The 25472-nt window shown below is 71.7% G+C and carries 19 protein-coding genes; 7 read left to right on the top strand and 12 right to left on the bottom strand.

Annotation, left to right across the window (positions count from 1 at the left end):
• Positions 1–3: 3 nt before the first annotated feature.
• Both AMA02S_RS26180 and AMA02S_RS26175 read right to left on the bottom strand, forming a co-directional pair.
• Positions 4–2400, bottom strand: coding sequence for a glycoside hydrolase family 65 protein (locus tag AMA02S_RS26180; protein WP_067462568.1), 2397 nt, complete (start codon positions 2398–2400; stop codon positions 4–6).
• Complete coding sequence (locus AMA02S_RS26175; RefSeq protein ID WP_067462565.1) at positions 2397–3146, bottom strand: beta-phosphoglucomutase family hydrolase; 750 nt, start codon at positions 3144–3146, stop codon at positions 2397–2399. Before AMA02S_RS26175 ends, AMA02S_RS26180 begins: the two co-directional genes overlap by 4 nt.
• Before the next feature lie 153 nt (positions 3147–3299).
• On the opposite strand from AMA02S_RS26175, the gene gnd reads away from it, so the two are divergent.
• The 3 genes from gnd to AMA02S_RS26160 all read left to right on the top strand — a co-directional run bounded on the left by gnd (position 3300) and on the right by AMA02S_RS26160 (position 8177).
• Positions 3300–4724 carry an NADP-dependent phosphogluconate dehydrogenase gene (gene gnd / locus AMA02S_RS26170; protein WP_067462563.1) on the top strand — a complete coding sequence of 475 codons (1425 nt, stop codon included), beginning with the start codon at positions 3300–3302 and terminating at the stop codon, positions 4722–4724.
• 135 nt (positions 4725–4859) lie between these two features.
• Positions 4860–7364 carry a DEAD/DEAH box helicase gene (locus tag AMA02S_RS26165; RefSeq protein ID WP_067462560.1) on the top strand — a complete coding sequence of 835 codons (2505 nt, stop codon included), beginning with the start codon at positions 4860–4862 and terminating at the stop codon, positions 7362–7364.
• Between the two features lie 15 nt (positions 7365–7379).
• On the top strand, positions 7380–8177 hold the full coding sequence (locus AMA02S_RS26160; protein ID WP_067462557.1) for a carbon-nitrogen hydrolase family protein: 798 nt from the start codon (positions 7380–7382) through the stop codon (positions 8175–8177).
• A 126-nt stretch (positions 8178–8303) separates the two neighbouring features.
• Here AMA02S_RS26160 and narI read toward each other — a convergent pair whose 3' ends face one another.
• From narI to AMA02S_RS26140, 4 genes are read right to left on the bottom strand one after another with little or no spacing between them, the layout of a single operon-like run.
• Complete coding sequence (narI, locus tag AMA02S_RS26155; RefSeq protein WP_067462554.1) at positions 8304–9020, bottom strand: respiratory nitrate reductase subunit gamma; 717 nt, start codon at positions 9018–9020, stop codon at positions 8304–8306.
• Positions 9017–9628: a nitrate reductase molybdenum cofactor assembly chaperone gene (gene narJ / locus AMA02S_RS26150; RefSeq protein WP_067462551.1), complete on the bottom strand. Its 612-nt coding sequence runs from the start codon at positions 9626–9628 to the stop codon at positions 9017–9019. The genes narI and narJ overlap by 4 nt, the downstream gene beginning before the upstream one ends.
• Positions 9625–11304, bottom strand: coding sequence for a nitrate reductase subunit beta (gene narH / locus AMA02S_RS26145; protein WP_084265614.1), 1680 nt, complete (start codon positions 11302–11304; stop codon positions 9625–9627). Before narH ends, narJ begins: the two co-directional genes overlap by 4 nt.
• A complete protein-coding gene (locus AMA02S_RS26140) occupies positions 11304–14969 on the bottom strand; it encodes a nitrate reductase subunit alpha (protein WP_067462548.1) in 3666 nt (1221 codons plus the stop codon). Before AMA02S_RS26140 ends, narH begins: the two co-directional genes overlap by 1 nt.
• 256 nt (positions 14970–15225) lie before the next feature.
• On the opposite strand from AMA02S_RS26140, the gene AMA02S_RS26135 reads away from it, so the two are divergent.
• The gene (locus AMA02S_RS26135) at positions 15226–15798 is read left to right on the top strand and encodes a hypothetical protein (protein ID WP_067462544.1); all 573 of its coding nucleotides are present in this window, start codon (positions 15226–15228) and stop codon (positions 15796–15798) included.
• 51 nt (positions 15799–15849) lie between these two features.
• On the opposite strand, the gene AMA02S_RS26130 is transcribed toward AMA02S_RS26135, so the two are convergent.
• A complete protein-coding gene (locus AMA02S_RS26130; RefSeq protein ID WP_067462541.1) occupies positions 15850–16869 on the bottom strand; it encodes a CNNM domain-containing protein in 1020 nt (339 codons plus the stop codon).
• Positions 16866–18200, bottom strand: a complete 1335-nt coding sequence (locus AMA02S_RS26125; protein ID WP_067462537.1) for a hemolysin family protein — start codon at positions 18198–18200, stop codon at positions 16866–16868. The genes AMA02S_RS26130 and AMA02S_RS26125 overlap by 4 nt, the downstream gene beginning before the upstream one ends.
• Before the next feature lie 309 nt (positions 18201–18509).
• On the opposite strand from AMA02S_RS26125, the gene AMA02S_RS26120 reads away from it, so the two are divergent.
• The 3 genes from AMA02S_RS26120 (at position 18510) to AMA02S_RS26110 (ending at position 22211) form a co-directional block, all read left to right on the top strand.
• Positions 18510–19469, top strand: coding sequence for an MBL fold metallo-hydrolase (locus AMA02S_RS26120; protein ID WP_067463432.1), 960 nt, complete (start codon positions 18510–18512; stop codon positions 19467–19469).
• Complete coding sequence (locus tag AMA02S_RS26115) at positions 19466–21028, top strand: FAD-dependent monooxygenase (protein ID WP_245667841.1); 1563 nt, start codon at positions 19466–19468, stop codon at positions 21026–21028. The genes AMA02S_RS26120 and AMA02S_RS26115 overlap by 4 nt, the downstream gene beginning before the upstream one ends.
• 169 nt (positions 21029–21197) lie before the next feature.
• Complete coding sequence (locus tag AMA02S_RS26110; RefSeq protein ID WP_067462532.1) at positions 21198–22211, top strand: hypothetical protein; 1014 nt, start codon at positions 21198–21200, stop codon at positions 22209–22211.
• Positions 22212–22213: 2 nt separating this feature from the next.
• On the opposite strand, the gene AMA02S_RS26105 is transcribed toward AMA02S_RS26110, so the two are convergent.
• The 4 genes from AMA02S_RS26105 to AMA02S_RS26090 all read right to left on the bottom strand — a co-directional run bounded on the left by AMA02S_RS26105 (position 22214) and on the right by AMA02S_RS26090 (position 25367).
• The gene (locus tag AMA02S_RS26105) at positions 22214–22504 is read right to left on the bottom strand and encodes a hypothetical protein (RefSeq protein ID WP_157430847.1); all 291 of its coding nucleotides are present in this window, start codon (positions 22502–22504) and stop codon (positions 22214–22216) included.
• A 106-nt stretch (positions 22505–22610) separates the two neighbouring features.
• Complete coding sequence (locus AMA02S_RS26100) at positions 22611–24485, bottom strand: CASTOR/POLLUX-related putative ion channel (protein WP_067462526.1); 1875 nt, start codon at positions 24483–24485, stop codon at positions 22611–22613.
• Positions 24486–24662: 177 nt separating this feature from the next.
• Positions 24663–24989: a histone-like nucleoid-structuring protein Lsr2 gene (locus tag AMA02S_RS26095; RefSeq protein ID WP_067462523.1), complete on the bottom strand. Its 327-nt coding sequence runs from the start codon at positions 24987–24989 to the stop codon at positions 24663–24665.
• An 18-nt stretch (positions 24990–25007) separates the two neighbouring features.
• Positions 25008–25367, bottom strand: a complete 360-nt coding sequence (locus tag AMA02S_RS26090) for a histone-like nucleoid-structuring protein Lsr2 (RefSeq protein WP_067462520.1) — start codon at positions 25365–25367, stop codon at positions 25008–25010.
• Positions 25368–25472 lie beyond the last annotated feature (105 nt).

Below are 25472 nucleotides of genomic sequence, written 5' to 3'. Positions count from 1 at the left end.
GGATCAGGTCCGGCGGGGGTCACGTCCGTGCGGGTCGATGCGGCGTGGCGCCGGCTCCCGGCCGGCCGGCTGGATCGGCGCCGGATGCGACGGCACCTGCTCGATGGGCAGTTCGGCCGGCTCGTCGGCCAGCGTGACCTCCTGGCCGTGGTGCCAGAGCTTGAGGCCGGGGCCGTCGAGCAGCTCATAGCGGGCGGACTCCGCGGTCACCTCGACACGCAGGCGGTTGCCGCGGTACCGCATCCGGAACGCCAGCCGGCTGATGCCGCCGGGCAGCCGTGGCGCGAACCGCAGCGTGCCACCGCCCGCCCGCATCCCGCCGAACCCCGCCACCAAGCCGCTCCATGCGCCTGCCATCGACGCGATGTGCAGGCCGTCGCGGGTGTTGTGGTTGAGGTCGTGCAGATCCAGCAGCGCCGTCTCGCCGAGATAGTCGTGCGCCAGCTCCAGATGCCCCACCTCCGCCGCGACGACGGCCTGCGTCTGCGCCGACAGCGAGGAGTCCCGGACGGTCAGGCCCTCGTAGTACTCGAAGTCCCGGGTCTTCTGCTCGCTGGTGAACGCCTCCCCGCACAGGTGCAGCGCGAGGACGAGGTCGGCCTGCTTCACGACCTGCTTGCGGTACAGGTCGAAGTAGGGGAAGTTCAGCAGCAGCGGGTAGTGATCGGGCTTGGTCGCCCCGAAGTCCCAGCGCGCGTGGTTGGTGAAGTTCTCGCTCTGCGAGTGGACGCCCAGCCGGTCGTCGTAGGGGATCAGCATGGCCGCCGCCGCGTCCCGCCAGGACGCCGCCTCCTCGGTGGTCACGCCCAGCCGGTCGGCGAGGTCGGGGTGGCGCATCGCCATGTCGGCGGCCGACTCCAGGTTACGGCGCGCCATGAGGTTGGTGTAGATGTTGTTGTCCGCGATCGCGCTGTACTCGTCGGGGCCGGTAACCCCGTCGATGCGGAAGACGCCGCCGACGTCGTGGTGGCCGAGGCTGCGCCACAGGCGCGCGGTCTCGACCACCATCTCCAGCCCGGTCTCCCGCTCGAACCGCTCGTCCTGGGTCGCGTCCACGTACCGGACGACGGCGTCGGCGATGTCGGCGTTGATGTGGAAGGCGGCGGTTCCGGCAGGCCAGTATCCCGAGCACTCGTGGCCGCGGATCGTCCGCCAGGGGAACGTCGCGCCGCGCAGCCCGAGCTGGACGGCGCGCTCGCGTGCCAGCGGCAGCGTCATATGCCGCCAGGCGAGCGCGTCGGCGGCGGCGCCGGGGGAGGTGTAGGTCAGGACCGGCAGGACGAACGTCTCGGTGTCCCAGAACGTGTGCCCGTCATAACCCGGACCGGTCAACCCCTTGGCCGGGATCATCCGCCGTTCTGCGCGCGCCCCCGCCTGCAAGACGTGGAACAGCCCGAACCGGACCGCCTGCTGGATCTCGGCGTCGCCGTCCACCTCCACGTCCGCGCCGCACCAGAACTCGTCCAGGAAGGTGCGCTGCTCCTCCAGCAGTCCCTCCCACCCCGTCTGCCGCGCGCCCGCCAGCGCCCCGACCACCTGGTCGTGCAGCGCGGGCCGGGACCGCTGGCTCGACCATCCGTACGCCAGGTACTTGATGATCCGCAGCCGCTGGCCCGGCTCCAGCCGCGTCGCGACCGTCAGCCGTCCCACGTCCTGCGAGCTCTCGGTGTCGATGGCCATCGACCCGGGGCCCTCGATCTCGTGCGACATGCCCGCGGCCATCCGCAGGTCGCTCTTGCGGGTCCGGTGCAGCAGCAGCACCTTCGTGCCGTTGGCGACATGTTCCTCACTGACGAGCGGGCTCTCCAGGATCGCCGAGGACCTCGGGTCCTTGCCGCCGTCGGGCAGCGCCTCGTTGGCCACCAGTTCGGACTGCGCGACGACCCGGACCGCCGCGTCCACCGGCTCGACGTCGTAGCAGATCGCCGCGACCGCCCGCTGCGTCAGCGACACCATCCGCACCGAGGTGACCTTGATCCGGCGGTCGGCCGGCGACGTCCACTCCACGTGCCGGGTGAGCGTGCCCGTCCGCAGGTCCAGCGTCCGCTCGTGATGGTGGCAGCGTCCGTAGCGCACGTCGAACGGCTCATCGTCCACCAGCAGCCGGATCACCTTGCCGTTGGTGACATTGATCACCGTCTGGCCGGATTCGGGGTAGCCGTAGGCGACCTCGGCCTGCGGCAGCGGCCGCTGTTCGTAGAAGGAGTTGAGATAGGTGCCCGGCAGCCCGTGCGGCTCTCCCTCGTCCAGGTTGCCGCGGATGCCGAGGTGCCCGTTCGACAGGGCGAAGACCGACTCGCTCTGCGCGAGCCGGTCCATCCGCAGTTCGGGCTCCCGCACGCACCACGGCTCCACCAGGTACACCGGACGGTCGGCGGCCTGCCCCTCGCTCTGTGTCACTTGCCCTCCAGCAGTTCGGACAGGTCGGCCACCACCACGTCCGCGCCGTGCGCGGCCAGCGCCGCCGCGTGCTCCTCGCCCACCCGGTTGACGCCGACCACCAAGGCGAACCCTCCGGCGCGGCCCGCCTCGACGCCCGCGAGCGCGTCCTCGAACACCACCGCTCGCGCCGCCGGGACACCCACCTCGCGGGCACCCGCGAGGAACATGTCCGGGGCGGGCTTGCCGGGGATCTTCCGCTGCGCGGCCACGACGCCGTCCACCCGCGCGTCGAACAGGTCGGTGATGCCCACCGTCTCCAGCACCTGGACGGTGTTGGCGCTGGACGACACCACGGCCGTCCTCAGCCCGGCCTCCCGAACCCTGCGGACATACTCCACCGACCCGTCGAACACCTTCACGCCCTTTTCCTGGATGAACTTCAGGACGAGGGCGTTCTTGCGACTGCCGAGGCCCCGCACCGTCTCGTTCTCGGGCGGGTCGTCAGGGGTCCCTTCGGGAAGGTCGATGCCGCGTGCCCGGAGGAACGAGCGTGTCCCGTCCTCGCGCTTCTTGCCGTCGACGTAGCCGCCGTAGTCCTTGACCGGGTCGAACGGCACGAACGCCTCGCCCGTCCGCTCCGCCCGGTCGCGCAGGAAGCCGTCGAACATCTCCTTCCACGCGGCGGCGTGCACCGCCGCCGTGTCGGTGAGGACTCCGTCGAGATCGAAGAGACACGCCTGCGTCTCGTCGGGCAGTCCCAGCATCCGCACCCCCTGGAATGTCAGTATCGGACGAGTCGTCGCATGGCCCGTTCCCGCGTGGAACAACGCCATGCGCGGGAGGGTTGCGCTCGAACGGGGAAGTGGTTCCCCGCGTACCACCCTTGGCCAGGTTCGCATACGAGGAGGAGAGAGCCAATGGATAAGGCGCGCATCGGCGTCACCGGGCTGGCGGTGATGGGCCGGAACCTGGCCCGAAACCTCGCCCGGCACGGCCACCCCGTCGCCGTCCACAACCGCACCTCCGCCAGGACCAAGGCCCTGGTCGAGGAGTTCGGGCACGAGGGGACCTTCCTGCCCGCCGAGACGCCCGCGGGGTTCGTCGCCTCCCTCGAACGTCCCCGCCGCCTGGTGATCATGGTCAAGGCGGGCGCGCCCACCGACGCGGTCATCGAGGAGTTCGCGCCCCTGCTGGAACCCGGCGACATGATCGTCGACGGCGGCAACGCGCACTTCGCCGACACTCGCCGCCGCGAGGCGTCCCTGCGCGAGCGCGGCATCCACTTCGTCGGCGCCGGCATCTCCGGTGGCGAAGAGGGGGCCCTGCACGGCCCCAGCATCATGCCGGGCGGTTCCGCCGAGTCCTACGAGGCCCTCGGCCCGCTGCTGGAGGACATCTCGGCCAAGGTCGACGGCACGCCCTGTTGCGCCCACGTCGGCCCGGACGGCGCCGGGCATTTCGTCAAGATGGTGCACAACGGCATCGAGTACTCCGACATGCAGCTCATCGCCGAGTCCTATGATCTCCTGCGGTACGCCGCGGACCTCACACCCGCCGAGATCGCCGAGGTCTTCCGCACCTGGAACACCGGCCGGCTGGAGTCCTACCTCATCGAGATCACCGCCGAGGTCCTCGCGCATACCGACGCCGTCACCGGCCGCCCGTTCGTGGACGTCGTGCTCGACCAGGCCGAGCAGAAGGGCACCGGCCGCTGGACGGTCCAGACGGCTCTCGACCTCGGAGTCCCCGTCGGCGGCATCGCCGAGGCGGTCTTCGCGCGCTCCGTCTCCGGTCATGCCGCCCTGCGCGACGCGTCCCGCAACCTCCCCGGCCCGCCGCGCGTGCGCGTCGCCGACCCCTCCTTCGCCGACGCGGTCGAGAAGGCCCTGTACGCCTCCAAGATCGTCGCCTATGCGCAGGGCTTCCACGAGATCCAGGCCGGCAGCGCCGAATACGGCTGGGACATCGACTCCGGCGCCATGGCCACGATCTGGCGCGGCGGCTGCATCATCCGCGCCCGCTTCCTGGACCGCATCCGCGCCGCTTACGCGGCCGACCCCCACACCCCCACCCTCCTCACCGACGACCACTTCTCCGAGGCCGTCGGCGACGCCCAGGGCGCCTGGCGCGACGTCGTCGCCACCGCCGCCCGCCTCGGCATCCCCGCCCCCGGCTTCTCCACCGCCCTCGCCTACTACGACTCGCTGCGCGCCGTCCGCCTGCCCGCGGCCCTCACCCAGGGCCAGCGCGACTACTTCGGCGCCCACACCTACCGCCGCGTGGACCGTGACGGCTCCTACCACACGCTCTGGGGCGGCGACCGCCGCGAAGTGGACGCCTGACCTTCACGGGCGCCCCCGGTGGCCCGGACCCCATCCGGCCCTATCGAGGGTGCCCGTCGTCCCCTGCCCAGCTTTCACCTCGCTTCGGAGGAGGCGGTGACACGGGGAGTGCGCGGGCGGGGGCAGGATGGAGGGGTGAGCCTTATCGATGAGCTGCCCGCTGGAAACGACACCGATCCCGATTCGCTGTTCGAGGCGTTCGAGAGATGGGTGTCAGGGCGGGGGATCACCCTGTACCCCGCGCAGGAAGAGGCGCTCATCGAGGTGGTCTCGGGCGCGAACGTGATCCTGTCGACGCCGACCGGGTCGGGAAAGAGCCTGGTGGCGGCCGGCGCGCTGTTCGCGGCGCTGGGCAAGGAGCAGGTGGGGTTCTACACGGCACCGATCAAGGCGCTGGTGTCGGAGAAGTTCTTCGACCTGTGCGAGATGTTCGGGCGCGAGAACGTCGGCATGATGACCGGGGACGCGAGCGTGAACGCCGACGCGCCGATCGTGTGCTGCACGGCGGAGGTGCTGGCCAACATCGCGCTGCGGGACGGCGCGGACGCCGACATCGGCGTGGTCGTGATGGACGAGTTCCACTTCTACGCCGAGCCCGAGCGGGGGTGGGCGTGGCAGATCCCGCTGCTGGAGGTGCCGCAGGCCCAGTTCCTGCTGATGTCGGCGACGCTGGGCGACGTCGCGTTCTTCCAGAAGGACCTGACACGGCGGACGGGACGGCCGACGGCGCTGGTGACGTCGGCGGAGCGGCCCGTCCCGCTGATCTACGACTACCGGGTCACGCCGCTGCACGAGACGATCGAGGAACTGCTGGCCGAGCAGAAGGCGCCGGTGTACCTGGTGCACTTCACGCAGGCGGCGGCGATCGAGCGGGCGCAGGCGCTGATGAGCATCAACGTGTGCACCAAGTCGGAGAAGGCGAGGATCGCCGAGCTGATCGGGAACTTCCGGTTCACCACGAAGTTCGGGCGGAACCTGTCGCGGTTCGTCCGGCACGGGATCGGGGTGCACCACGCGGGGATGCTGCCGAAGTATCGGCGGCTGGTGGAGCGGCTCGCGCAGGCGGGGTTGTTGAAGGTCATCTGCGGGACGGACACGTTGGGCGTCGGCGTGAACGTGCCCATCAGGACGGTCGTGTTCACCGCGCTCAGCAAGTACGACGGGCACCGGGTGCGCCGGCTGCGGGCGCGGGAGTTCCACCAGATCGCCGGACGGGCCGGGCGTGCCGGGTTCGACACCGTGGGGTTCGTGGTGGCGCAGGCACCCGATCATGTGGTGGAGAACGAGAAGGCCCTGGCCAAGGCCGGTGACGACCCGAAGAAGCGGCGCAAGGTCCAGCGTAAGAAGCCGCCGGAGGGGTTCGTCGGGTGGGACGAGGACACCTTCACCAAACTGCAGGCCGCCGAGCCGGAGATGCTCCGGTCCCGGTTCCAGGTCAGCCACGCGATGCTGCTGTCGGTGATCGCGCGCCCGGGGAACGCGTTCCAGGCGATGAAACGGCTGCTGACCGACAACCACGAGGAGCCGGCCGCGCGGCGGCGGCACATCTCGCGGGCCATCGCGATCTACCGGTCGCTGCTGGCGGGCGGGGTCGTGGAGGTGCTGCCCGAACCCGACGACGTCGGACGGTACGCGCGGATCACCGTGGACCTTCAGGAGGACTTCGCGCTCAACCAGCCGCTGTCGACGTTCGCGCTGGCGACGTTCGAGATCCTCGACCCCGGCTCGCCCTCGTACGCGCTGGACGTGCTGTCGGTGATCGAGGCGACGCTGGACGACCCCCGGCAGATCATCGCGGCGCAGCTGAACAAGGCGCGCGGCGAGGCCGTCCAGGAGATGAAGGCCGAGGGGATCGAGTACGAGGAGCGGATGGAGCTGCTCCAGGACGTCGACCATCCGAAGCCGCTGGAGGACGAGCTCGACGCCGCGTACGAGATCTACCGGGCGGGGCATCCGTGGGTGGGCGACCATCCGCTGCGCCCGAAGTCGGTCGTGCGCGACATGTACGAGAGGGCGATGACGTTCACCGAGTACATCGCGTTCTACGAGCTGGCCAGGGGCGAGGGCCTGGTGCTGCGGTACCTGTCGGGGGCCTACAAGGCGTTGCAGCAGACGGTCCCGGAGTCGATCAAGACCGATGACCTCATCGACCTGATCGAGTGGCTGGGGGAACTGGTACGGCAGGTGGACTCCAGCCTCCTGGACGAGTGGGAGCAGCTCGCCAATCCCGCCGAGGAGGTGGACGAGCCGATCGAGGAGCGGGTCACGAGGGTGACCGCGAACGCGCGGGCGTTCCGTGTGCTGGTGCGCAACGCGCTGTTCCGTCGGGTGGAGCTCGCCGCGATCGAGCGGTACGGCGACCTGGCGGAGCTGGATCCCGATTTCGGCGGCGACGCTTGGCGGGCGGCGATGGAGGGCTACTTCGCCGAGCACGACGAGCTGCTCACCGGGCCTGACGCGCGCGGGCCGAAGCTGTTGCAGATCGAGGAGGTCCCGCAGGACGCGCTGTGGCGCGTCCGGCAGGTCTTCGACGATCCTGAGGGGGACCACGACTGGGGTATCTCGGCCGAGGTCGACCTGGCGGGATCGGACCAGGCGGGGGAGGCCGTCATCCGAGTGACGGCCGTGGATCGGCTCTGATGTGGAGGGGTGACAGTGGTGCAGGTCGCGGTGGCGCAGTTCGCGCCCGGGGTGGACAAGGACGAGAATCTGGCCGCCGTCCGCAAGCTCGTGGACGAGGCGGCGGGACGCGGTGCGCGGGTGGTGGTGGTGCCGGAGTTCGCGATGTTCACGGCGCCGAAGATGGACGAGCGGTTCGTCGAGTCCGCCGAACCCCTGGACGGGCCGTTCGCCACCGCGCTCGGCGAATCGGCACGGCGGTACGGCGTCCATGTCGTCGCGGGCGTCAACGAGCGGCTGGACGAGCCGGGCCGCATCTCCAACACGCTGGTCGCGGTCGGCCCGGACGGGGGGATCTCGGCCGTGTACCGCAAGATGCACCTGTACGACGCGTTCGGGTACAAGGAGTCGACGCTGGTGCGGCACGGCGAGATCACCGATCCGGAGACGTTCACCGTCGACGGTGTCACGTTCGGCATGCAGACCTGCTATGACGTCCGGTTCCCGGAGGTGACGCGGCGGATCGTGGACGCGGGCGCCGACGTGCTGGCGCTGCCCGCCGAATGGGTCCCGGGGCCGCTGAAGGAGGACCACTGGCGGACGCTGGTGCGGGCCCGCGCGATCGAGAACACCATTTATGTGGCGGCCGCCGACCAGTGTGCCCCGACCGGCGCGGGCAACAGCATGATCGTTGATCCGATGGGTGTGGTGGTGGCGTCGCTCGGCGAGGGGCCCGGTATCGCGTCCGGCGAGGTCGACCCCGAGCGTGTCGCCGCCGTTCGGGAGAAGAATCCGGCTCTGTCCCTCCGGCGCTTCACGGTCACCCCCGGCTGACCACCCGCCGGGACGAACTCGGTGTCTCGTAGGTGATGGTGTCCGCGCGACGTTGACGAGGCGTTCGCGCCCGTGCCGGAACTCCACGCGGGCCGCTGATCGTGCCCGCCGTCGGCGTGGTGCCGTTCACCGGCGGGCGCCGGTTCGCGCACCCGACGGCGGCCCGGCCCCTCGGGACCGGTAGACGACGTAGGGTCGTGTCACGTACCCGACCGGCGCCGCGAAAGCGTGGACGAGCCGGCTGAACGGCCAGAGGGCGAACAGCGCCATGCCGAGCAGCGCGTGCACCTGGTAGACCAGCGGCGCCGACGTCATCGCCGGCACGTTCGGGTCCAGCTCCCAGACGCTCCGGAACCACACCGAGACGCCGAGCCGGTAGTCGTAGTTGCCGGACACCGGGCCCATCAGAGTCGCGGTGAGACCCGCCAGCAGCACGGCGGCCAGCACCGGGAACAGGACGCGGTCGCTGCGGCCGGTCCCGGCGCGGACCGCCCGCACCCGCAGCCGCCTCCAGAGCAGGATCGCCAGGCCGGCGGCCGTGGCCGTCCCCGCGACGCCGCCGACCAGCAGCGCGTTCGCCCGGTAGAGCGGCTCACTGACATGCACGTCCTCCGTCAGCCACTCGGGGACGATCAGCCCCACGACGTGACCGGCCAGGACGAACAGGAGCCCGAAGTGGAAGAGGGGGCCGCCGATCGACAGCAGGCGGCTCTCGTGCAGCTGGCTGGAGCGGGTCGTCAGCCCGAAGCGGTCGTAGCGGTAGCGCCACAAGGACCCGGCGAAGAACAGGATGAGAGCGACATAGGGGAAGACACCCCAGAGCGCGACCTGGAGATGTTTCATCGCCGCCCTCCCAGCGGCGTGGGCCCGCCGTACCCGTCCAGGCCGACCGCCTCGGTCGGCGGGCCGGTGCGGGCCAGTTCCAGGGCCGCCCGCCGGTCGTGGACGGACGGGCCGGGCAGGGTCCCGCACACCGCCTCCAGCACGTGCGCGTAAGGGCTGCGGTGGTCCTGCAGAGCGAGCCGGAGCAGCTCCAACCCCGACCGGTGACCGGCGAGCAACCGCTCCCCGGGCTCGGGGCACCGGGCCGCGAACTCCAGCATCACCGGCAGGAAGTCGGGCAACTGGTCGTCCGGCGGCTCCCATCCCCGCCGCCGGTACTCGCCCTTCATCCGGGCCATGGACGCCCCGCGCCGGCGAGTGTCGCCATCGGTGTAGTAGGTCATCTGCAGTGTGCGGCGGGGGCTGCGGTCGAACGTCGCGACATAGCGGGCCTCCAGGTCCAACGGCGCTACGGCGGCGACGTCCGCGCAGAACCGCAGGAGGGACGTGCACCGCTTGTCCGGGAACGCGCCGGCGACGTCGAGGACGAGCCGATGTGTCTCCGGCCACTCGGGGCCGGGGTAGCGCAGCAGCAGTGAGGCCGACTGCCGGATCACCACGTCGATCACCGGTCCCCCTCCTCGCGTGTGGGGAACAGGCCCTTGGGACGGCCTTTGCCGTTCCAGCCGAGCAGGTTCACCCGGCCTCGCAACCTGGCGTCACCTGCCCCGGCCGGTGCGCCGTCCGCGCTCGGCCCGCCCGTGCCCGGCCCAGGAGCGCCCGCGAGGGCCGGGGAGGCGAGCGGGGCGTGGAAGGCTTCCTCCAGCATCCCGGGACCGCCCGGCCCGTCGAGCCCGCAGCCGTCCGTTTCGTCGCCGGCCCCGGGCCCGGCAGCGTAGGCGGTGGGGATCACGTATCGCTCCTCGTACTTGGCCAGGGCGAGGAGCCTGTACATCCGCTCGATCCCCGCCGCGTCCATGCCGACGCTCGCGGCGATGGCGGGGTCGGGCGGCTCACCGAGATTGGCGCGGCGCATGTGCGAGCGCATCGCGGCCAGCGTCCGCAGGGACGCCTCGACCGGTGCCGGGTCGCCCGCGGTGAACAGGCCCGCGAGGTACTCGACGGGGATCCGCAGGGCGTCGATGGCGCCGAAGAGGTTCCCGGCCTCCTCCCCGTCGTGTCCGCCGTTCGCGAGCGCGTCCACGATCGGCGACAGCGGCGGGACGTACCAGACCATGGGCATGGTGCGGTATTCGGGATGCAGCGGCAGGGCGACCCGGTAGTCGCAGATCAGCGCGCGCACCGGCGACCGTTTGGCGGCCTCGACCCAGTCGTGCGGGATGCCGGACGACTCGGCCGCCGCCGCGACGGCCGGGTCGCGCGGGTCGAGGAAGCAGCCGAGCTGCGCCTCGTAGAGGTCCTTCTCGTCGGGGACGGCGGCGGCCTCCCCGACACGGTCGGGGTCGTAGAGGATCACGCCGAGATAGCGCAGCCGCCCGACGCAGGTCTCCGAGCAGACGGTCGGCTCGCCCGCCTCGATCCGCGGGTAGCACAGGGTGCACTTCTCGGCCTTGCCGGTCTGGTGGTTGAAGTAGACCTTCTTGTACGGGCAGCCGCTCACGCACATGCGCCAGCCGCGGCACCGGTCCTGGTCGACGAGGACGATGCCGTCCTCGATGCGCTTGTAGAGGGCGCCGGAGGGGCACACCGCCACGCACGACGGGTTCAGGCAGTGCTCGCAGATGCGCGGCAGGTAGAACATGAACGCCTGCTCGTACTCCAGCCGCACCGTGTCGCTCACCTGGCGCAGCACCGGGTCTCCTGCCAGGTGCTCGGGACCGCCGCCGAGGTCGTCGTCCCAGTTGGGGCCCCAGGTGACCTCGGTGGGCCGCCCGTCGATCAGGGACCGCGGCGGCGCGGTGGGCAGGTCGTCGCCGAGCGGCGCGGTGATCAGGTTGTCGTAGTCGTAGGTCCAGGGCTGGTAGTAGTCGTCGAGCGCGGGGAGGTCGGGATTGGCGAACAGCCGCGCCAGCCGGCGGCCCCGCCCGCCCGACCGCGGCTTCAGACGGCCGCCCGCGGTGCGCCGCCAGCCGCCCTTCCAGCGGTCCTGGTCCTCGTACCCGCGTGGGTACCCCTGGCCCGGACGGGTCTCGACGTTGTTGAACCACGCGTACTCGGTACCGGGCCGGTTGGTCCACGTCTGCTTGCACGTGACCGAGCAGGTGTGGCACCCGATGCACTTGTCGAGGTTCATCACCATGGCGATCTGGGCCATCACGCGGCGGGGAGCGTCGCGGCCGGGCATCAGTACTGCACCTCCTGTCCGCGGCGGCGGATCACCGTCACCGCGTCCCGCTGGTTTCCGGTGGGGCCGTAGTAGTTGGGGGCGAACGAGAGTTGGGCGTAGCCGCCGATGAGATGGGTCGGCTTGATGAGCAGCTTGGTCACGGCGTTGTGGGTGCCGCCGCGCCGTCCGGTCGCCTGCGACTTCGGGACGTTCACCAGCCGCTCCTGCACGTGGTACATGAAGACCGTGCCGGGCGGCATCCGGTGGGAGACGATCGCCCGGGCCACCACGACCCCGTTGGCGTTGACCGCCTCGATCCAGTCGTTGTCGGCGACCTGGACGGCGGCGGCGTCCTCGACGCTGAGCCAGATCACCGGACCGCCGCGCGCCAGCGTCTGCATCAGCAGGTTCTCCTGGTACTCGGAGTGGATCGACCACTTGGAGTGCGGGGTGAGGTACCGGACGGTCACCGACGGGCCGCCCCCGCCCGCGTGCCCCTCCGCCTGAAGGCTCTCGCCTAGCGCGGCCATGTCCAGCGGGGGGCGGTACACCGGGAGCTGCTCGCCGAGCTCGGCCATCCACGCGTGGTCGAGGAAGAAGTGCTGGCGGCCCGTCAGGGTGTGCCAGGGCTTGCCGTTCTCGGTGTTGATGGTGAACGGGGAGTAACGGCGGTCGGGTGCCTCCTTGCCCGACCACTCGAAGCTCGCGCCGACCGCTACGGGCCGCTGCTGGGTGTCGGAGAACACGATCCGCCGCTCGGCGACGGTCGCCGCCAGTTCCCGCAGGCCCGAGCCGCCGCAGCGCTCGGCGAGGCGCTCGAAACCCTCGGCGGCGATCCTGCCGTTGGTCGTGCCCGACAATGCCAGGATCGCCTCGCAGAACACGACGTCGGTGTCCAGCAGGGGCCGGCCGCGCGTCGGGCCGTCCTGGACGGTCCCGGCGCGCGCGGCGAGCCACCGCGTCTCCGCGCCGGCCCTGACGGTGACACCCTTGACCGTGATACCCACCTGCTCGGGCAGCGGGCCGAGCGCGGCGAGCCGGTCGGCGACGGCGGTGTAGTCCCGCTCGATCAGCGCGACGGACGGGAACGCGTCGCCGGGCCCGGCCTCGTCCGGCTCCGCCAGCTCGGCCGGGGTGTCGTGCTGGAGGGCCGTCGCGACGAGGTCGTGCCGGGTGCCCAGGTGCTCCGCCGCCAGCTCGGCGAACCTGCGTGCCAGCCCGTGGAAGATCTCGAAGTCGGTACGCGCCTGCCAGGGCGGGTTGATCGCCGGGGAGAACGCGTGGACGTAGGGGTGCATGTCGGTGGACGACAGGTCGTGCTTCTCGTACCAGGTGGCGGCGGGCAGCACCAGGTCGGCGTGCAGGGTCGTGGAGGTCATCCGGAAGTCCAGCGCGAGCAGCAGGTCGAGCTTGCCGTGCGGCGCGTCCTCCCGCCACGCCACCGTGCGCGGCCGGTCGCCGGGCGGTGCCTCCGCCGCGGCGGCGTTGTCGGACGCGCCGAGCAGGTGCCGCAGGAAGTACTCGTTGCCCTTGGCCGATGAGCCGATCAGGTTGGCGCGCCACACCGTCAGCACCCGGGGCCAGTTCGCGGGGGAGTCGGGGTCCTCGCCGGCGAAGCCGAGCCGGCCCGCCGCGACCTCGGCGGCGGCCCAGCGCCCGGGGTCGCCGCCGGCGGCACGCGCCCGGTCGCCGAGGTCGAGCGGGTTGGCGTCGAAGGTCGGGTAGGACGGCATCCAGCCGCGGCGCGCGGACTCGGCCACGAGGTCGGCCGTGTGCCGCCCGGAGAACAGGCCGCGGCCGGTGGCGGCGGACAGCGCGTCCGCCGGGTACCGCTCGTACCGCCACTGGTCGGTGTGGAGGTACCAGTACGGGGTGCCCGCCATCTGCCGGGAGGGCCGCACCCAGTCGGCGGCCGTGGAGAGCTGCTGCCACCCCGCCAGCGGCCGCACCTTCTCCTGCCCGACGTAGTGGGCCCAGCCGCCGCCGTTGACGCCCTGGCAGCCGGTCATCATCAGCAGTGACAGCAGCGACCGGTAGATCGTGTCGGAGTGGAACCAGTGGTTGGTGCCGGCGCCCATCACGATCATGACGCGGCCGCGGGTCTTCTCGGCGGTCTCGGCGAACTCGCGGGCGAGACGCACCGCCTGCGCGGCCGGCACCGAGGTGATCTCCTGCTGCCAGGCGGGCGTGCCGGGCTCGGCGTCGTCGTAGCCGTCGGGCCACCGCCCGGGCAGTCCCGGGCGGCCCACCCCGTAGCGGGCCAGCAGCAGGTCGAACACCGTGGTCACCAGCCGGCCGCCCACCCGCCGGACCGGGACCCCGCGGCATACCGTCGCGTCCGGGACGTCGAAACGCGGCAGTGTGACCTCCGCGCCGTCGCCGTCCGCGCCGGTGTACAGGGTGAGCAGCGGCTCGACGTCCCCGAGGTCCAGATTCCAGCGCCCGGCGCCCTCCGGGCTCCAGCGGTCGGCGACCGTGCCGTTGGGGGCGACCGGCTCCCCTGTCACGGCGTCGATGAGCAGGGGCCTCCACCGGTCGGCGTCGGTGCCCGTGCCCTGGCTCAGCCCGGTGGCCCGGACGAACCGTCCGGGGACGTGGCCGCCGTCCCGTTCCTCCAATTCGACCAGGAAGGGCAGGTCGGTGAAGCGGGTGACGTAGTCGGTGAAGTAGGGGACACCACGCCCGACGAAGAACTCGGTGAGGATCACATGCCCCATCGCCATGGCGAGGGCCGCGTCCGTCCCGGGATGGGGATGCACCCACTCGTCGGCGAACTTGGTGGCGTCGGAGTAGTCGGGTGAGATCACCACGACCTTCTGTCCCCGGTAGCGCGCCTCGGCCATCCAGTGCGCGTCGGGCGTGCGGGTCACCGGAACGTTGGAGCCCCACAGCATCAGGTGGGCGGCATCCCACCAGTCGCCGGACTCGGGAACGTCGGTCTGGTCGCCGAACACCTGCGGGGAGGCGATCGGCAGGTCGGCGTACCAGTCGTAAAACGACAGCATGGGCGCGCCGATCAGGGACATGAACCTGGCCCCCACCGCGTGCGAGGCCATCGACATGGCCGGGATCGGCGAGAATCCCGCCACCCGGTCGGGGCCGTGCTCGCGGATGGTGTGCACGTGCGCGGCGGCGGCGATCTCCAGCGCCTCGTCCCAGCCGACGCGCACCAGCCCGCCCTTGCCACGCGCCGACTGGTAGCGCTCCCGCCTGACCGGATCGGTGGTGATCTCCGCCCACGCGGCCACCGGATCGCCCAGCCGCCGCCGGGCCTCGCGGTACATCTCCACCAGCACGCCACGCGCGTGCGGGGTCCGCACCCGGGTCGGCGAGTAGGTGTACCAGGAGAAGGACGCGCCCCGGGGACAGCCGCGGGGCTCATACTCCGGACGGTCGGGTCCGACGCTCGGATAGTCCGTCTGCTGCGTTTCCCAGGTGATCAATCCGTCCTTGACATACACCTTCCAGGAGCAGGAACCCGTGCAGTTCACGCCATGGGTCGAACGGACCACCCGGTCGTGTGCCCAGCGCTCGCGATAGGGGGTGTCGTTGACGCTCTCGTCGCGCCGGTACTCGGCGCGCAGATCGGGCGTCGTCTCGGCGTGTCGCAGCAGCGTACCGGCTTTCAACAGGCGTTCGGCCGCCGTTTCGGCGGCACGGTCCAGCCTCCGGAGTCGCCTCATGGCATCGTCCTCGCAGGGCGTGAGGGGGCGGTGAGTGGCGCGCGCCGTGAAGATGGTGCGTTCCGTTTACCGATTGGGTCAAGGATTTTTGCCGTATGCTGACCAAAATGTCAGCTATGGACAATCATGACCTGATCTTATATCCGGTTATTTAGCCTGGTTAAGGGCTAATTCGAGCTCCGATTCATGTATCGAGGGCGCAACGGTCACGGCGATTCTCCGTGTCTGAGCAGGCGCGGAGCGTGACTATCTGTGAGTGCGTCATTCTCGCGAGTTCCCGCCGGCGGGCTACACGCGCGCCGCGCCCGCGCCGCCGCGCCGCCGCCCCTACCGGTCCCGGTCATCCCTGCCGGCCGTCGCGCTCGCGGTCGTGCTGGCGGCCGGGGTCGTGCTGACCGTCGGCTACGGCCTGCTGCGCCCGGCCCCGGCACACCGGGTGACACCGGACGCGGTCCCGACGATCCCGTCGATGCCGCCGCCGTCCGCCCCGTCCTCGGCGACGCCGTCCACCCCGTCCGCGCCCGCCGGATCCGCGCCGCCCGCGTCCGCGCCCGCCGGTCAGCCGTCGCCCCCGGGTGGCTCGCCTGTGGCGAGCCAGTCCCGGGAGCCGGGCGGGCGGTCCGGCTCCGCCGCCCGGCCGCGCCCGCGCGCCCCGCGCGCCCCGCGCGGTCCCCGGCCGCGTCCCGCGCCCCGTCCGTCGTCGCACAAGGCGCCCGCCGTGCCGGGCCCACCGGCGTGGGTCACCGCGGAGTGCCGCCAGCGGTTCCCGTTCGATCCGGGTCGCCAGGCCGCCTGCGCTGCGGTCCTCGCCGGTCATTTCGCCCGGTGACCCCCGTGCTGACACCCGGCCATGTCAACCAACGTTGACGGATCGGAAGGCTCAGGCCGCTCTCAGCAGCGTGGTGAGCAGGTCGTCAAGGCTGATCAGACCGGCGATCCGGCCGTCGGGCGTCACCGCCAGCCCCAGCTTGCTGTGGTGGTCGCGCAGCGTGGCGACGGCCTCGCCCACCGGGGTGCCGACCGGGATCGCGGGCACCGGGTGCGCCAGCTCCCGCGCCGGGGTGTCCCGTCCCCGCGCACGCGCCACGTAGGCGTCCCGGACGTGGACCATCCGCGCCTGAACGGGCGCCGGGGCGCCGCGCAGCATGATCCGGGTACGGCCGGTGCGCGCGGCGGTGTCGACGACCTCCTGCGGCGTCGCCGACGCCGGCACCGACACGATCCGCGAGACGGGGATCATCAACTCCGACAGCGGCGCGCGCGGCGCGTCCAGGGCGGCGGTGAGCAGCGACAGGTCGCTCTCCTCGATCAGCCCGAGCCGCCGCGACTCCACCGCGATGCTGCGCAGCTGCTCCGGCGTCCGCGAGACGTCCCGCGACCCGTCCGGATCGACGCGGCTCGCCCGCAGCAGCAGGTTCGTGGCGCCGTTCAGCGCCGCGAGGACGGGACGGACGACCGTCGTGTACGCGCGGAACGGCGGCGCCAGTACGGTCGCCGACCGCTCCGGGCCCGCGATGGCCCACGACTTCGGCGCCATCTCGCCGATCACCATGTGCAGGAACGTCACCACGGCCAGGGCCAGCACGAACGCCACCGCGTGCGCGGCGCCGCCTGGCAGGCCCACGGCGTGCAGCGGTGGCGTCAGCGTCTCGGCGAACACCGGCTCGGAGACCAGGCCGAGGCCGAGCGAGCACATCGTGATGCCGAGCTGCGCTCCCGCGAGGGTCAGCGACAGCTCGCCGATGCCCGCCACCGCCGCGGCCGCCGCCCGGCTGCCCCGTGCGGCGGCCCGCTCCAGCCGTGGCCGCTTGGCCGCCACCAGCGCGAACTCCGTGGCGACGAAGAAGCCGTTGCCGGCCAGCAGCACAAGCGTGAGCAGTGCGCCCAGCGTGAGGTTCACCGAGCCTCGCCCCCGCCCCGGACGGTGCGGACCCGGATCAGCTCCGGCACGTGCCGGCGGATCGTCAGCACCTCCACCATGGCGGCGCGAGCCGGTTCGTCCATCCCTTCCGGGGGCAGTTCGACGGTGACGACGTCTCCCGGCCGCGCGACCCGGCCGAGCCGCTCATGCAGCAGGCCCGCGACCGTCTCGTAGTCGCCCTCCGGCAGCGCGATGCCGGTCTCATGGGCGACCTCGTCCACCCGCAGGCCCGCGTCCGTCGTCCACCACTCGCCGCGCCGGACGGCCAGGTCCTCCTCGGCGTCGTGCTCATCGGCGATCTCCCCCACCAGTTCCTCCGCGACGTCCTCCCAGGTGACGATCCCGGCGAAGCCGCCGTACTCGTCCATCACGCAGGCCAACGGCGCATCCGCGCCGCGCAGCTGGGCCACGACATCCGGCAGCGGCAGGCTGGTGGGCACCAGCAGCGGCGGGGTGGCGAGCGCGCGGACCTCCGTGCGGTCCGCCTCCGCCGGACTCAGCGGGACCAGCTCCTCCAGGCCCACCACGCCGACGACGTCGTCCACGCCCTCGCCGACGACGGGGTAGCGCGAGTGCCCGCTCGCGGTGATGACGTCGGTCAGCTCGCCCGCCCGCGCGGACGCCGGGACGGTGACCACGTCCACCCGCGGCACCATGACGGCCTCGGCGTCACGCTCGGAGAAGGCCAGCGCCCGTTCCAGCAGGTCGGCGTGGCCCTCCTGGAGCTGTTCACCGGACTCGCCGATGATGCGCCCGAGCTCCTCGAGCGTCGCGCCGTGATGCAGCTCCTCCACCGGCTCGATGCCCACCGCGCGGACGAGCCGGTTCGCCGACGCGTCGAACAGTTTGATCAGCGGCGATGCCACCGCCAGGTAGACGAGGGTGGACGAGGCCAGAGCGCGCGCCAGCGGCTCGGGCTTCACCAAGGCCAGATTCTTGGGGAACAGTTCGCCCAGCACCATCTGCACGATCGTGGCCAGCGCGAACCCCAGCGCCACCGCCACCCCGCCGGAGGCGCCCGACGGAACCCCCGCCGCACGTACCGCGGGGTCGATCAGGTCGGCCAGCGCGGGCTTGGCGATGAAGCCCACCACCAGCGCCGTGACGGTGATCCCGAGCTGCGCGCCCGACAGCATGAACGACAGCCGCTCCATCACCCGCACCGCCCGCGCCGACGCGCGGTCGCCCTCGGCGGCGCGCTGGTCGAGCAGCGGGCGGTCGGCGGTGACGAACGCGAACTCCTGCGCCACGAAGTAGCCGGTCGCGGCGGTCAGCACCAGGACGGCGAGCAGCCCCAGCACGGCGGTCACGCCCGCCCTCCGCGGGCCCGCGGAGCGCCCGCCCGCCCGCCGGTCCCCTCGGACACCGTTCCTCCTCCGCGCCCGCCCCTCCGGCCACTGTCCATGATCTTCTCTACCCCGTCCGCATGATGAGATCCGCGTGATCGAGAACGGCGGCATCGTAGACCCACCATGTCATCGGTCGCCGCGTGATCGACCCGTCCGCCGCGTAGATCCGGCTTCGACGGTTATCGAACGCCCTGATGTGGAATGAAAACCTCCGCAGGAACGGCCGTGGCCAATGTGGCACGGCGCGGCCACGAGTGCGAGGGGGCAACGGTGCCCAGACCGTTCGCGTCGTCCGCCGACCTGGACGACAAGACGCAGACCCTGGAGATCCTGGCCGACGGTGTGTACGCGCTCACCGCCGAAGGCGACCCGAACGTAGGAGCGATTGAGGGCGAGGACTTCCTCGTCTGCTTCGAGGCCCTCGCCACCCCGGCCGCGGCCCGCGACTGGCTGGCCGTCCTGCGCACCCACACCGACAAGCCGATCCGCTATCTCGTCCTGTCGCACTATCACGCGGTGCGGACGCTGGGCGCGAGCGCCTTCGGGGCCCCGGTGGTCGTCGCGCACGACCGGACGCGCGCGCTCATCGCCGAGCGCGGCAAGCAGGACTGGGAGTCGGAGTTCGGCCGGATGCCCCGGCTGTTCAAGGAGCCGGAGTCCATCCCCGGGCTCACGTGGCCGACCCTCACCTTCTCCGGCACCCTGACCATCGACCTCGGGGGCGACCGCGGCGACCTGGACCTCGCCTACTGCGGGCGCGGCCACACCGAGGGCGACATCGTGGCGTGGCTGCCCCGGCAGCGGGTCCTGTTCGCCGGCGACCTCGTCGAGACGCAGGCGGCGCTCTACACCGGCGACGCCTTCCACGGCGACTGGGCGTCCGGGACCCTCGACCACGTCGCCTCGTTCGGCGCCGAGACGCTCGTCGGGGGGCGTGGCGCCGTCGCGCACGGCCGTGCCGCGGCCCGCGCCGCCGTCGCCCAGACCCGCGACTTCCTGACGACGATGCTCCGCGAGACCGGTCGCGTCCACGAAGGTGGCGGCACCCTCAAGGACGCCTTCGCCGCCGTGCACATCGCGCTGGCCCCCGCCTACGGCGGCTGGCCGATCTTCGAGCACTGCCTGCCCTTTGACGTTGCCCGCCTTTGGGATGAGTTGTCCGGCGTGGAGCGCCCGCGCATCTGGACGGCCGAACGCGACCGGGAGGTATGGGCGGGGCTCCAGGATTGACCGGGACCGATCCCGTCGCCGTGGTCGGCGCGGGGCCGGTGGGGCTGACCACCGCGCTGCTGCTGGCCCGGTGGGGCGTGCCCTCGGTCGTGCTGGAGCGGCGCCCGGTACGTGAGGCGATCGGGTCTCGCTCGATCTGCCAGCAACGGGACGTCCTGGACATCTGGGCGGCGGCCGGTGCCGGCGCGATCGCCGAGGAGGGGCTCGCCTGGACCACGGCGCGCACGTTCTACCGCACCCGCGAGCTGTTCTCCTGGCGGTTCGCCGACGCCGGGACGCTGCCGCCGTGCGTGAACATCTCCCAGTCCCGCACCGAACAGATCCTGGAGGAGTGCGCGGCCGCCCAGGATCTCATCGAGATCCGCTGGAACCGCGACGTCACCGGACTCGACCAGGACGCGGACGGCGTCACCCTGCACTGCGCGGACGGCTCGGCCGTCCGCGCCTCCTACGTGGTCTCCTGCGCCGGGGGCCGCTCTGAGATCCGCGAGTCCCTCGGCATCGGGCTGCCGGGAGAGAGCTTCGACGACCGGTTCCTCATCGTCGACCTGCACGCCGACCTGCCCGGCTTCGAGCACGAGCGGCGCTTCTACTTCGATCCGCCCTGGAATCCGGGGCGGCAGGTGCTCATCCATGCCTGCCCGGACTCCCGCTACCGGATCGACTGGCAGGTGCCGCCGAACTTCTCCCTCGCCGACGAGATGGGACCCGGGCTCGACCGCCGCATCCGGCAGATCGTCGGGTCGCGTCCGTACGAGGTGGGCTGGGTGTCGGTGTACACCTTCCACTCGCGGGTGGCCGACCGTATGCGCTGTGGCCGCGTCCTGCTGGCGGGCGACTGTGCCCACCAGTTCGCGCCGTTCGGCGCCCGTGGTCTGAACTCCGGCGTTCCGGACGCCGAGAACGCCGCCTGGAAGATCGCGTTCGTGCTGCGCGGCTGGGCCCCGCCGCAACTGCTGGACAGCTATGACGCCGAGCGCCGCGCGGCGGCCCTGGAGAACCTGGAGGTGACGTCGGCGACCATGCGCTTCCTCGTCCCGCAGTCCGAGCCGGGCTGGACGGCGCGCAGGCGCGCCTTGGAACGCGCCGCCGGCGACCCCGACGCGGTGGCGGCGATCGACTCCGGGCGGTTCGCCGAGCCGTTCTGGTACACCGCGTCGCCGTTGACCACGCCCGAGCCGACGAGACCACCCACCGGGCGCCCGCCCAAGGGCGCCGTCCACCCGCCCGCACCCGGAGTGATCGTGCCGGACGCGCCGCTGCCCGGCGGGACCCGGCTGCGCGAGCTGCTGCGCGACGGCTTCACCCTGCTGCTGGCGGCCGACGTGCCCGGCGACCTCGCGACCGGTCTGGCCGGTACCGCCGAGGGCGTGCCCCTCCGCATTCTGCGGCCCGCCGACCTGGACCACAGGGGCGGGCTCGCCACCGCGCTCGGGCTGCGCCCCGGCGAGGTCTGGCTCGTCCGACCCGACGCGCACCTGGCCGCGATCTTGCCACGGCCGACTCGCGCGGCCGTCACCGCCGCCCTCCACCGAGCTCTGGGCTTCGCCGCTCTCTAGTGGCGTTTCAGTGTCTGCGGGACTCCGGTGGGGATTGCGGGGAATGTGGGACTCACCAGATGGCATCCGGTGAATGTTCGGATCTCGTGACAATCTGGAGAGAGCCGGGGCCTGCGTGATAGCACGGGGAGCGCGGGCGAATCGTCCCCTGACACGGTGGGGAGAGCCGATGAACGATGACAGCCGTCCCCGTCCGGTGTTCGATCCCGGAATCCCTGAGGCCGACCGCGCGCTTCTCGCGGGGGCGCCCGGGCGGCTCGTCGCGGCGGGCGCGCCTCCGCCGCGGCGTGCCCGTGTGAGCGCGGCGACCGTGGTCGCCAGGCTCGTGTGGATTCCGGGGTTCGCCTTCTTCTACGGTGTGCTGCCCGGCGGCTGGCTGCGGCTGTTCTTCCTGGCGTCGCTGGACCAGGACGAGCTGCTGGGCGGCGCGATGCGGTGGGGCCGGCGGCCCGTCCTCGCGATGATGCTCACACCAGCCCTGCAGATCGTGCTGATCCTGCTCGGGCAGCCCGAGGCCGCCCTGGCGCTGGCGCTGGCGAGCTTCACCGGCTGGGTGATCGGCGCGCTCCGGTACGTTCGCGAGCCCGCCGCAGCCCGTGTGGCGCGCCGGTACCACGGCTCCTACCTGCTTCCCGCCGACTTCGACCGGCCCGCCGCGCGGCTGCTCGTCCGCGCCCAGCGGGCCATCGACGCCGTGCTCGGCTCGCGGGCCCACGGCGCCGGGCTGCTCGACGACGTCAACAACACGGTCGTCCTTCCGCGGCAGGAGTGGTCGATCGCCGTCGTGCTCGCCGAGCACACCCGGTTGCGTCGCGAGCGCAGCGCCCAGCAGCCCGAGAGGCTCTCCCCGGGGGTCCGCGCGCTGCTGGAACCGCAGGACCGCGCGCTGCGCCTGTCGGTCCGTTCCGTCACGTCGCGGATCGAGGCGCTGGAGTCCTACGCGTGCCGGGCGGGCGAGGCCGACGACGCCTACCACGAGTCGCAGGTGCTGTCGGGGCTGCCCGAGCAGAATGCCCGCTATCGGGATCTGCTCGCCAGTACCGCCGGTGACGCGATGGCGGGCGCCGAGATCCACAGCATGGCCGAGGACGCCCGTCGCGCCGAGACGGCGCTGCGCGAGCGGATCACGATCGCCTTGCGTGCCGGGCACGAGCTCGCGGTGCCGGCGGAGCCGGAGCGCTGAGATCAGCCCGACCGGCGCCCGGTACGAGCGATGATCCAGTCGGCGGTGCGCTGCGTCCGGGCGATGCGGCGCCGCAGCCTCGGCCGGGGGCGCGGCCGTGCGCCGCCACCCGGACGGGTCGAGGCCGGCCGCGGCCTGGCGGTGCGCGCCGCCGTGCCCGCCTCGTCCGCCAGCCGGGCGCCCGTCTCCGCGAGCTCGGCCAGGAAGCGGCGTTCGGCGCGCGTCCCCGTCGTGTCCAGGACGCAGGTGTAGAGGGCCTCGATCTCTGCTATCCGTGCTCCCAGTGTCAACATCTGCTCGCCCACAATGATCACCCCGCGTGACAATTGTGGGCGATTACCGGATGTCTCCGCATTTCTTTTTACCGCTTTCGCGGTTAGAGGCCGACCGGAAATGCGGTCAGTTCTCCGCGAGCACGATCACGCGATCCTCGGCGGCGAGGGTGAGGGGCGCGGTCTTGTCCGGATTGAGCACGACGCCGTAACCGGGCGGCTCATGGAAGCGCGCGTGCAGCCGGTAGCCGAGCGCGACCTCGCCGCGCCGTCGCGCGGACTCGATCAGGGTCGCGAAGTCGGCGATGCCGCACGGCGCGAGGTAGTCGGCGGCGGGCTTGAGGTAGATCTCCGACCCGGCCGGGTCGAGCAGGTCGGCGAACACGTCGTACAGGTGCCGGTTCTCGCTGAGCTGGGTGAGCATCAAGCTGATCAGCTTGTCGCTGACGACGAAGTCGTCGGCCTTGGTGACCTGGGCGACCTCCCGGTTGGCGTCGTCGTTGATCTCGCTGACGATCGAGAACGGGTCGCCGAGCGCGTCCTCCATGTCGCGCAGGTGCAGCAGCGTCACCAGCGTGCGCGCGTCGGCGTGCTCACGGTCGAAGCCGGCATCCGACAGCACCACGACATGCTGGTACGAGCCGACGTCCAGTGCCTCCAGGGACGGGCGGTCGGTGGGCTCGGCGCGGGCGAAACCGACCTTGAGGTTGGCGAACGGGCCGAGCTCCCCGGTGGGGTCCTCGCGCGGGGCGGCCACGATTAGTTCCGAGCCGGCCGCGACGAAGTCGTCCAGCAGGTCGATGATCTTCGGGGCGCGGTGGTTCCAGCCGAGCAGCAGCGTGCGGCCCGGCACGGACGGGCGCGGGGTCGCCGTGGTGATCCGCTCCTCCCGGACGGGCGGCGGGGCGCCGCCGAGCCGGATCAGCAGGTCGTCCTCGGCCAGCACGATCACCTCGTCGTCGGCGTCGATGACGGTGCCGGTCGGCGGGTTCAGCAGGACGGTGCCGTCACCGCGCCGCAGCCCCGCCGGCACGCCGAGGTCATAGGCCGACAGCGCCGCGCCGAACGTCGTACCCGTCAGGGCGGGCTCACGGCGCATGTAGAACTCGTGGCCGGCGAAGTCCAGCAGATCGGTGCAGACCTGCGACAGTCCGGACTGCCGGTGCGATTGGACGATCAGCCGGATCGCGATGTCGTCGGCGTCGATCACCCGCGCGGCCGTGCCGCCCGCCAGCCGCGCCGCGGGCAGGTTGGCCGAGTCGTGCACGGCGGCGACGACGTGGGGCCGTCGCGATTCCCAGGCGCGCGCGCCGAGCGAGAGCAGCACCTTGATGACGTGGGTGTCGGCGTCGGGGACCTCCGGCGACAGCACCATGATCGAGCGGGCGGTGCCGGGGCTGACCAGCTCCAGGTCGACGACCTTCAGCGGGTTGCCGGTGCGGCACACGATCCGGGTGCGGCCGAACTCGCCGACCCGGGCGCGGAGCGCGTCCTCCATCTCGACCTTGTCGCGGTCGGCGAGGATCGCCACGCAGGATCGGCGCTGGCTCTGGTTGGCCTCGACCAACTCGGCGACCACGGTGAAGACCTGCTCCGACCAGCCGAGCAGGACGGTGTGGTCGTGTTCGACGATCCGCGACCGGCCCTTGCGCAGCTCACCGATCTTGGCTTCCAGCCCGGTGGTGAGCACACCGATCAGCGAGCTGACGATGAAGATCCCGCCGATCGTGGAGACGAGCATCAGCGCCAGGAACGGGCCGGTGCCGGTGTCGCCGCCCATCGTGCCGGGGTCGAGCGTGCGCAGCAGGCTCCGCCACACCATGCCGGGCCAGTCCCCGTGCGCGCCGCTGTCGCGCGGGGCGATGAGGACGGCGGCGGTGGCGACCACCAGAACGAGGGCGGCCGAGGCGAGGGCGAGCCAGCCGATGAGCGCCGGAGTGCCCTTGGACATGGTCATGTCGAACCAGTACCGGACCCGGTCCCGGCGCGTCGCTCGTGCCAACCGCCTCTGCCCCCTTCGCCCATTTCACCCCGTTAAGGACGGGCTAACGGTTGATCTCCGCCTTGCGAAATTCTTTCGCACCGATTCGTCCCGGATGAACATACGCAAGGGGCCGGGGTGAAATTCCACCCCGGCCCCCGGCGCTGTCGCCGGAACGCCGCCGACCACGCGCCTGCGCTAGTGCGCCGCCTCGTACTTCTCGATCACATTGGCGGGGATACGGCCCCGCTCATTGACCTTGATGCCGTTGCTCTTCGCCCACTCGCGAATCTCGGCGGATCGCTCGCGGCTGTTGGTCGTGCGGGTACGGCCCGCCCGTCCAGTCGTCTTGCGCGCCTTGCGCGCGCCGGCGACGAACGGTTCGAGACCGGTGCGGAGCTTGGCGGCGTTCTTCTTGCTCAGGTCGATCTCGTAAGTGGTGCCATCGAGCGAAAAGCTGACGGTCTCGTCAGCCTCGCCGCCGTCGATGTCGTCCACGAGAAGGACTTCGACCTTCTGTGCCATGCGGGGACTCCCTACTAGCTATGCGTCCGGCTTCGCGTCCGGATGGGCCTCGATGAATGCAGCATAGACCTCATCCGATATCTTGCCACGTTCGGAGACTTCGATGTCCTCCCGCAATGCCCAGGCGCGGACATCGCCGTTCGTGTAGCCCTTGATCTTCGCGGTGCGGGCCGACTTGCGTCCCTTCCCCGCGGGCTTCACCTCGACGGCGTTGCTGATGAAGGGCGCGAGGGCGTCCAGCATCTCGTTCAGGCGCTTGTAGTTGTCATCGCTCAAGTCGATCGTGAACGTCCGACCCAAGACTTCGAAGTCTCGCTTTGCGACATCGTCCCCTTCGGAGCCGTCGATGTCGTCCACGCGAATGACCTTCTCGGCCATGTGTGCCCTGACTTCCTTCCCTTGCCTACGCGGCGACCTTGACCGTAGCGGATTCCGGGACCCGGTATGACGGCATGCGCGCGAGCGACACGGGAAACGGCAGTC

Source organism: Actinomadura macra NBRC 14102 (assembly GCF_001552215.1).
GTDB lineage: Bacteria > Actinomycetota > Actinomycetes > Streptosporangiales > Streptosporangiaceae > Spirillospora > Spirillospora macra.
Note: the sequence above shows the minus strand (reverse complement) of the source record. Positions and strands in the feature narration are given on the sequence as shown.

Excerpts from the sequence above, each read along its gene's own strand:
- narH (WP_084265614.1), bottom strand. The coding sequence starts at position 11,304 with ATGCCCGGCCGCGACGCTCCCCGCCGCGTGATGGCCCAGATCGCCATG.
- gnd (WP_067462563.1), top strand. The coding sequence starts at position 3,300 with ATGGATAAGGCGCGCATCGGCGTCACCGGGCTGGCGGTGATGGGCCGG.
- AMA02S_RS26175 (WP_067462565.1), bottom strand. The coding sequence starts at position 3,146 with ATGCTGGGACTGCCCGACGAGACGCAGGCGTGTCTCTTCGATCTCGAC.
- AMA02S_RS26090 (WP_067462520.1), bottom strand. The coding sequence starts at position 25,367 with ATGGCCGAGAAGGTCATTCGCGTGGACGACATCGACGGCTCCGAAGGG.
- narI (WP_067462554.1), bottom strand. The coding sequence starts at position 9,020 with ATGAAACATCTCCAGGTCGCGCTCTGGGGTGTCTTCCCCTATGTCGCT.
- AMA02S_RS26105 (WP_157430847.1), bottom strand. The coding sequence starts at position 22,504 with ATGTTGACACTGGGAGCACGGATAGCAGAGATCGAGGCCCTCTACACC.
- AMA02S_RS26140 (WP_067462548.1), bottom strand. The coding sequence starts at position 14,969 with ATGAGGCGACTCCGGAGGCTGGACCGTGCCGCCGAAACGGCGGCCGAA.
- AMA02S_RS26110 (WP_067462532.1), top strand. The coding sequence starts at position 21,198 with ATGAACGATGACAGCCGTCCCCGTCCGGTGTTCGATCCCGGAATCCCT.
- AMA02S_RS26095 (WP_067462523.1), bottom strand. The coding sequence starts at position 24,989 with ATGGCACAGAAGGTCGAAGTCCTTCTCGTGGACGACATCGACGGCGGC.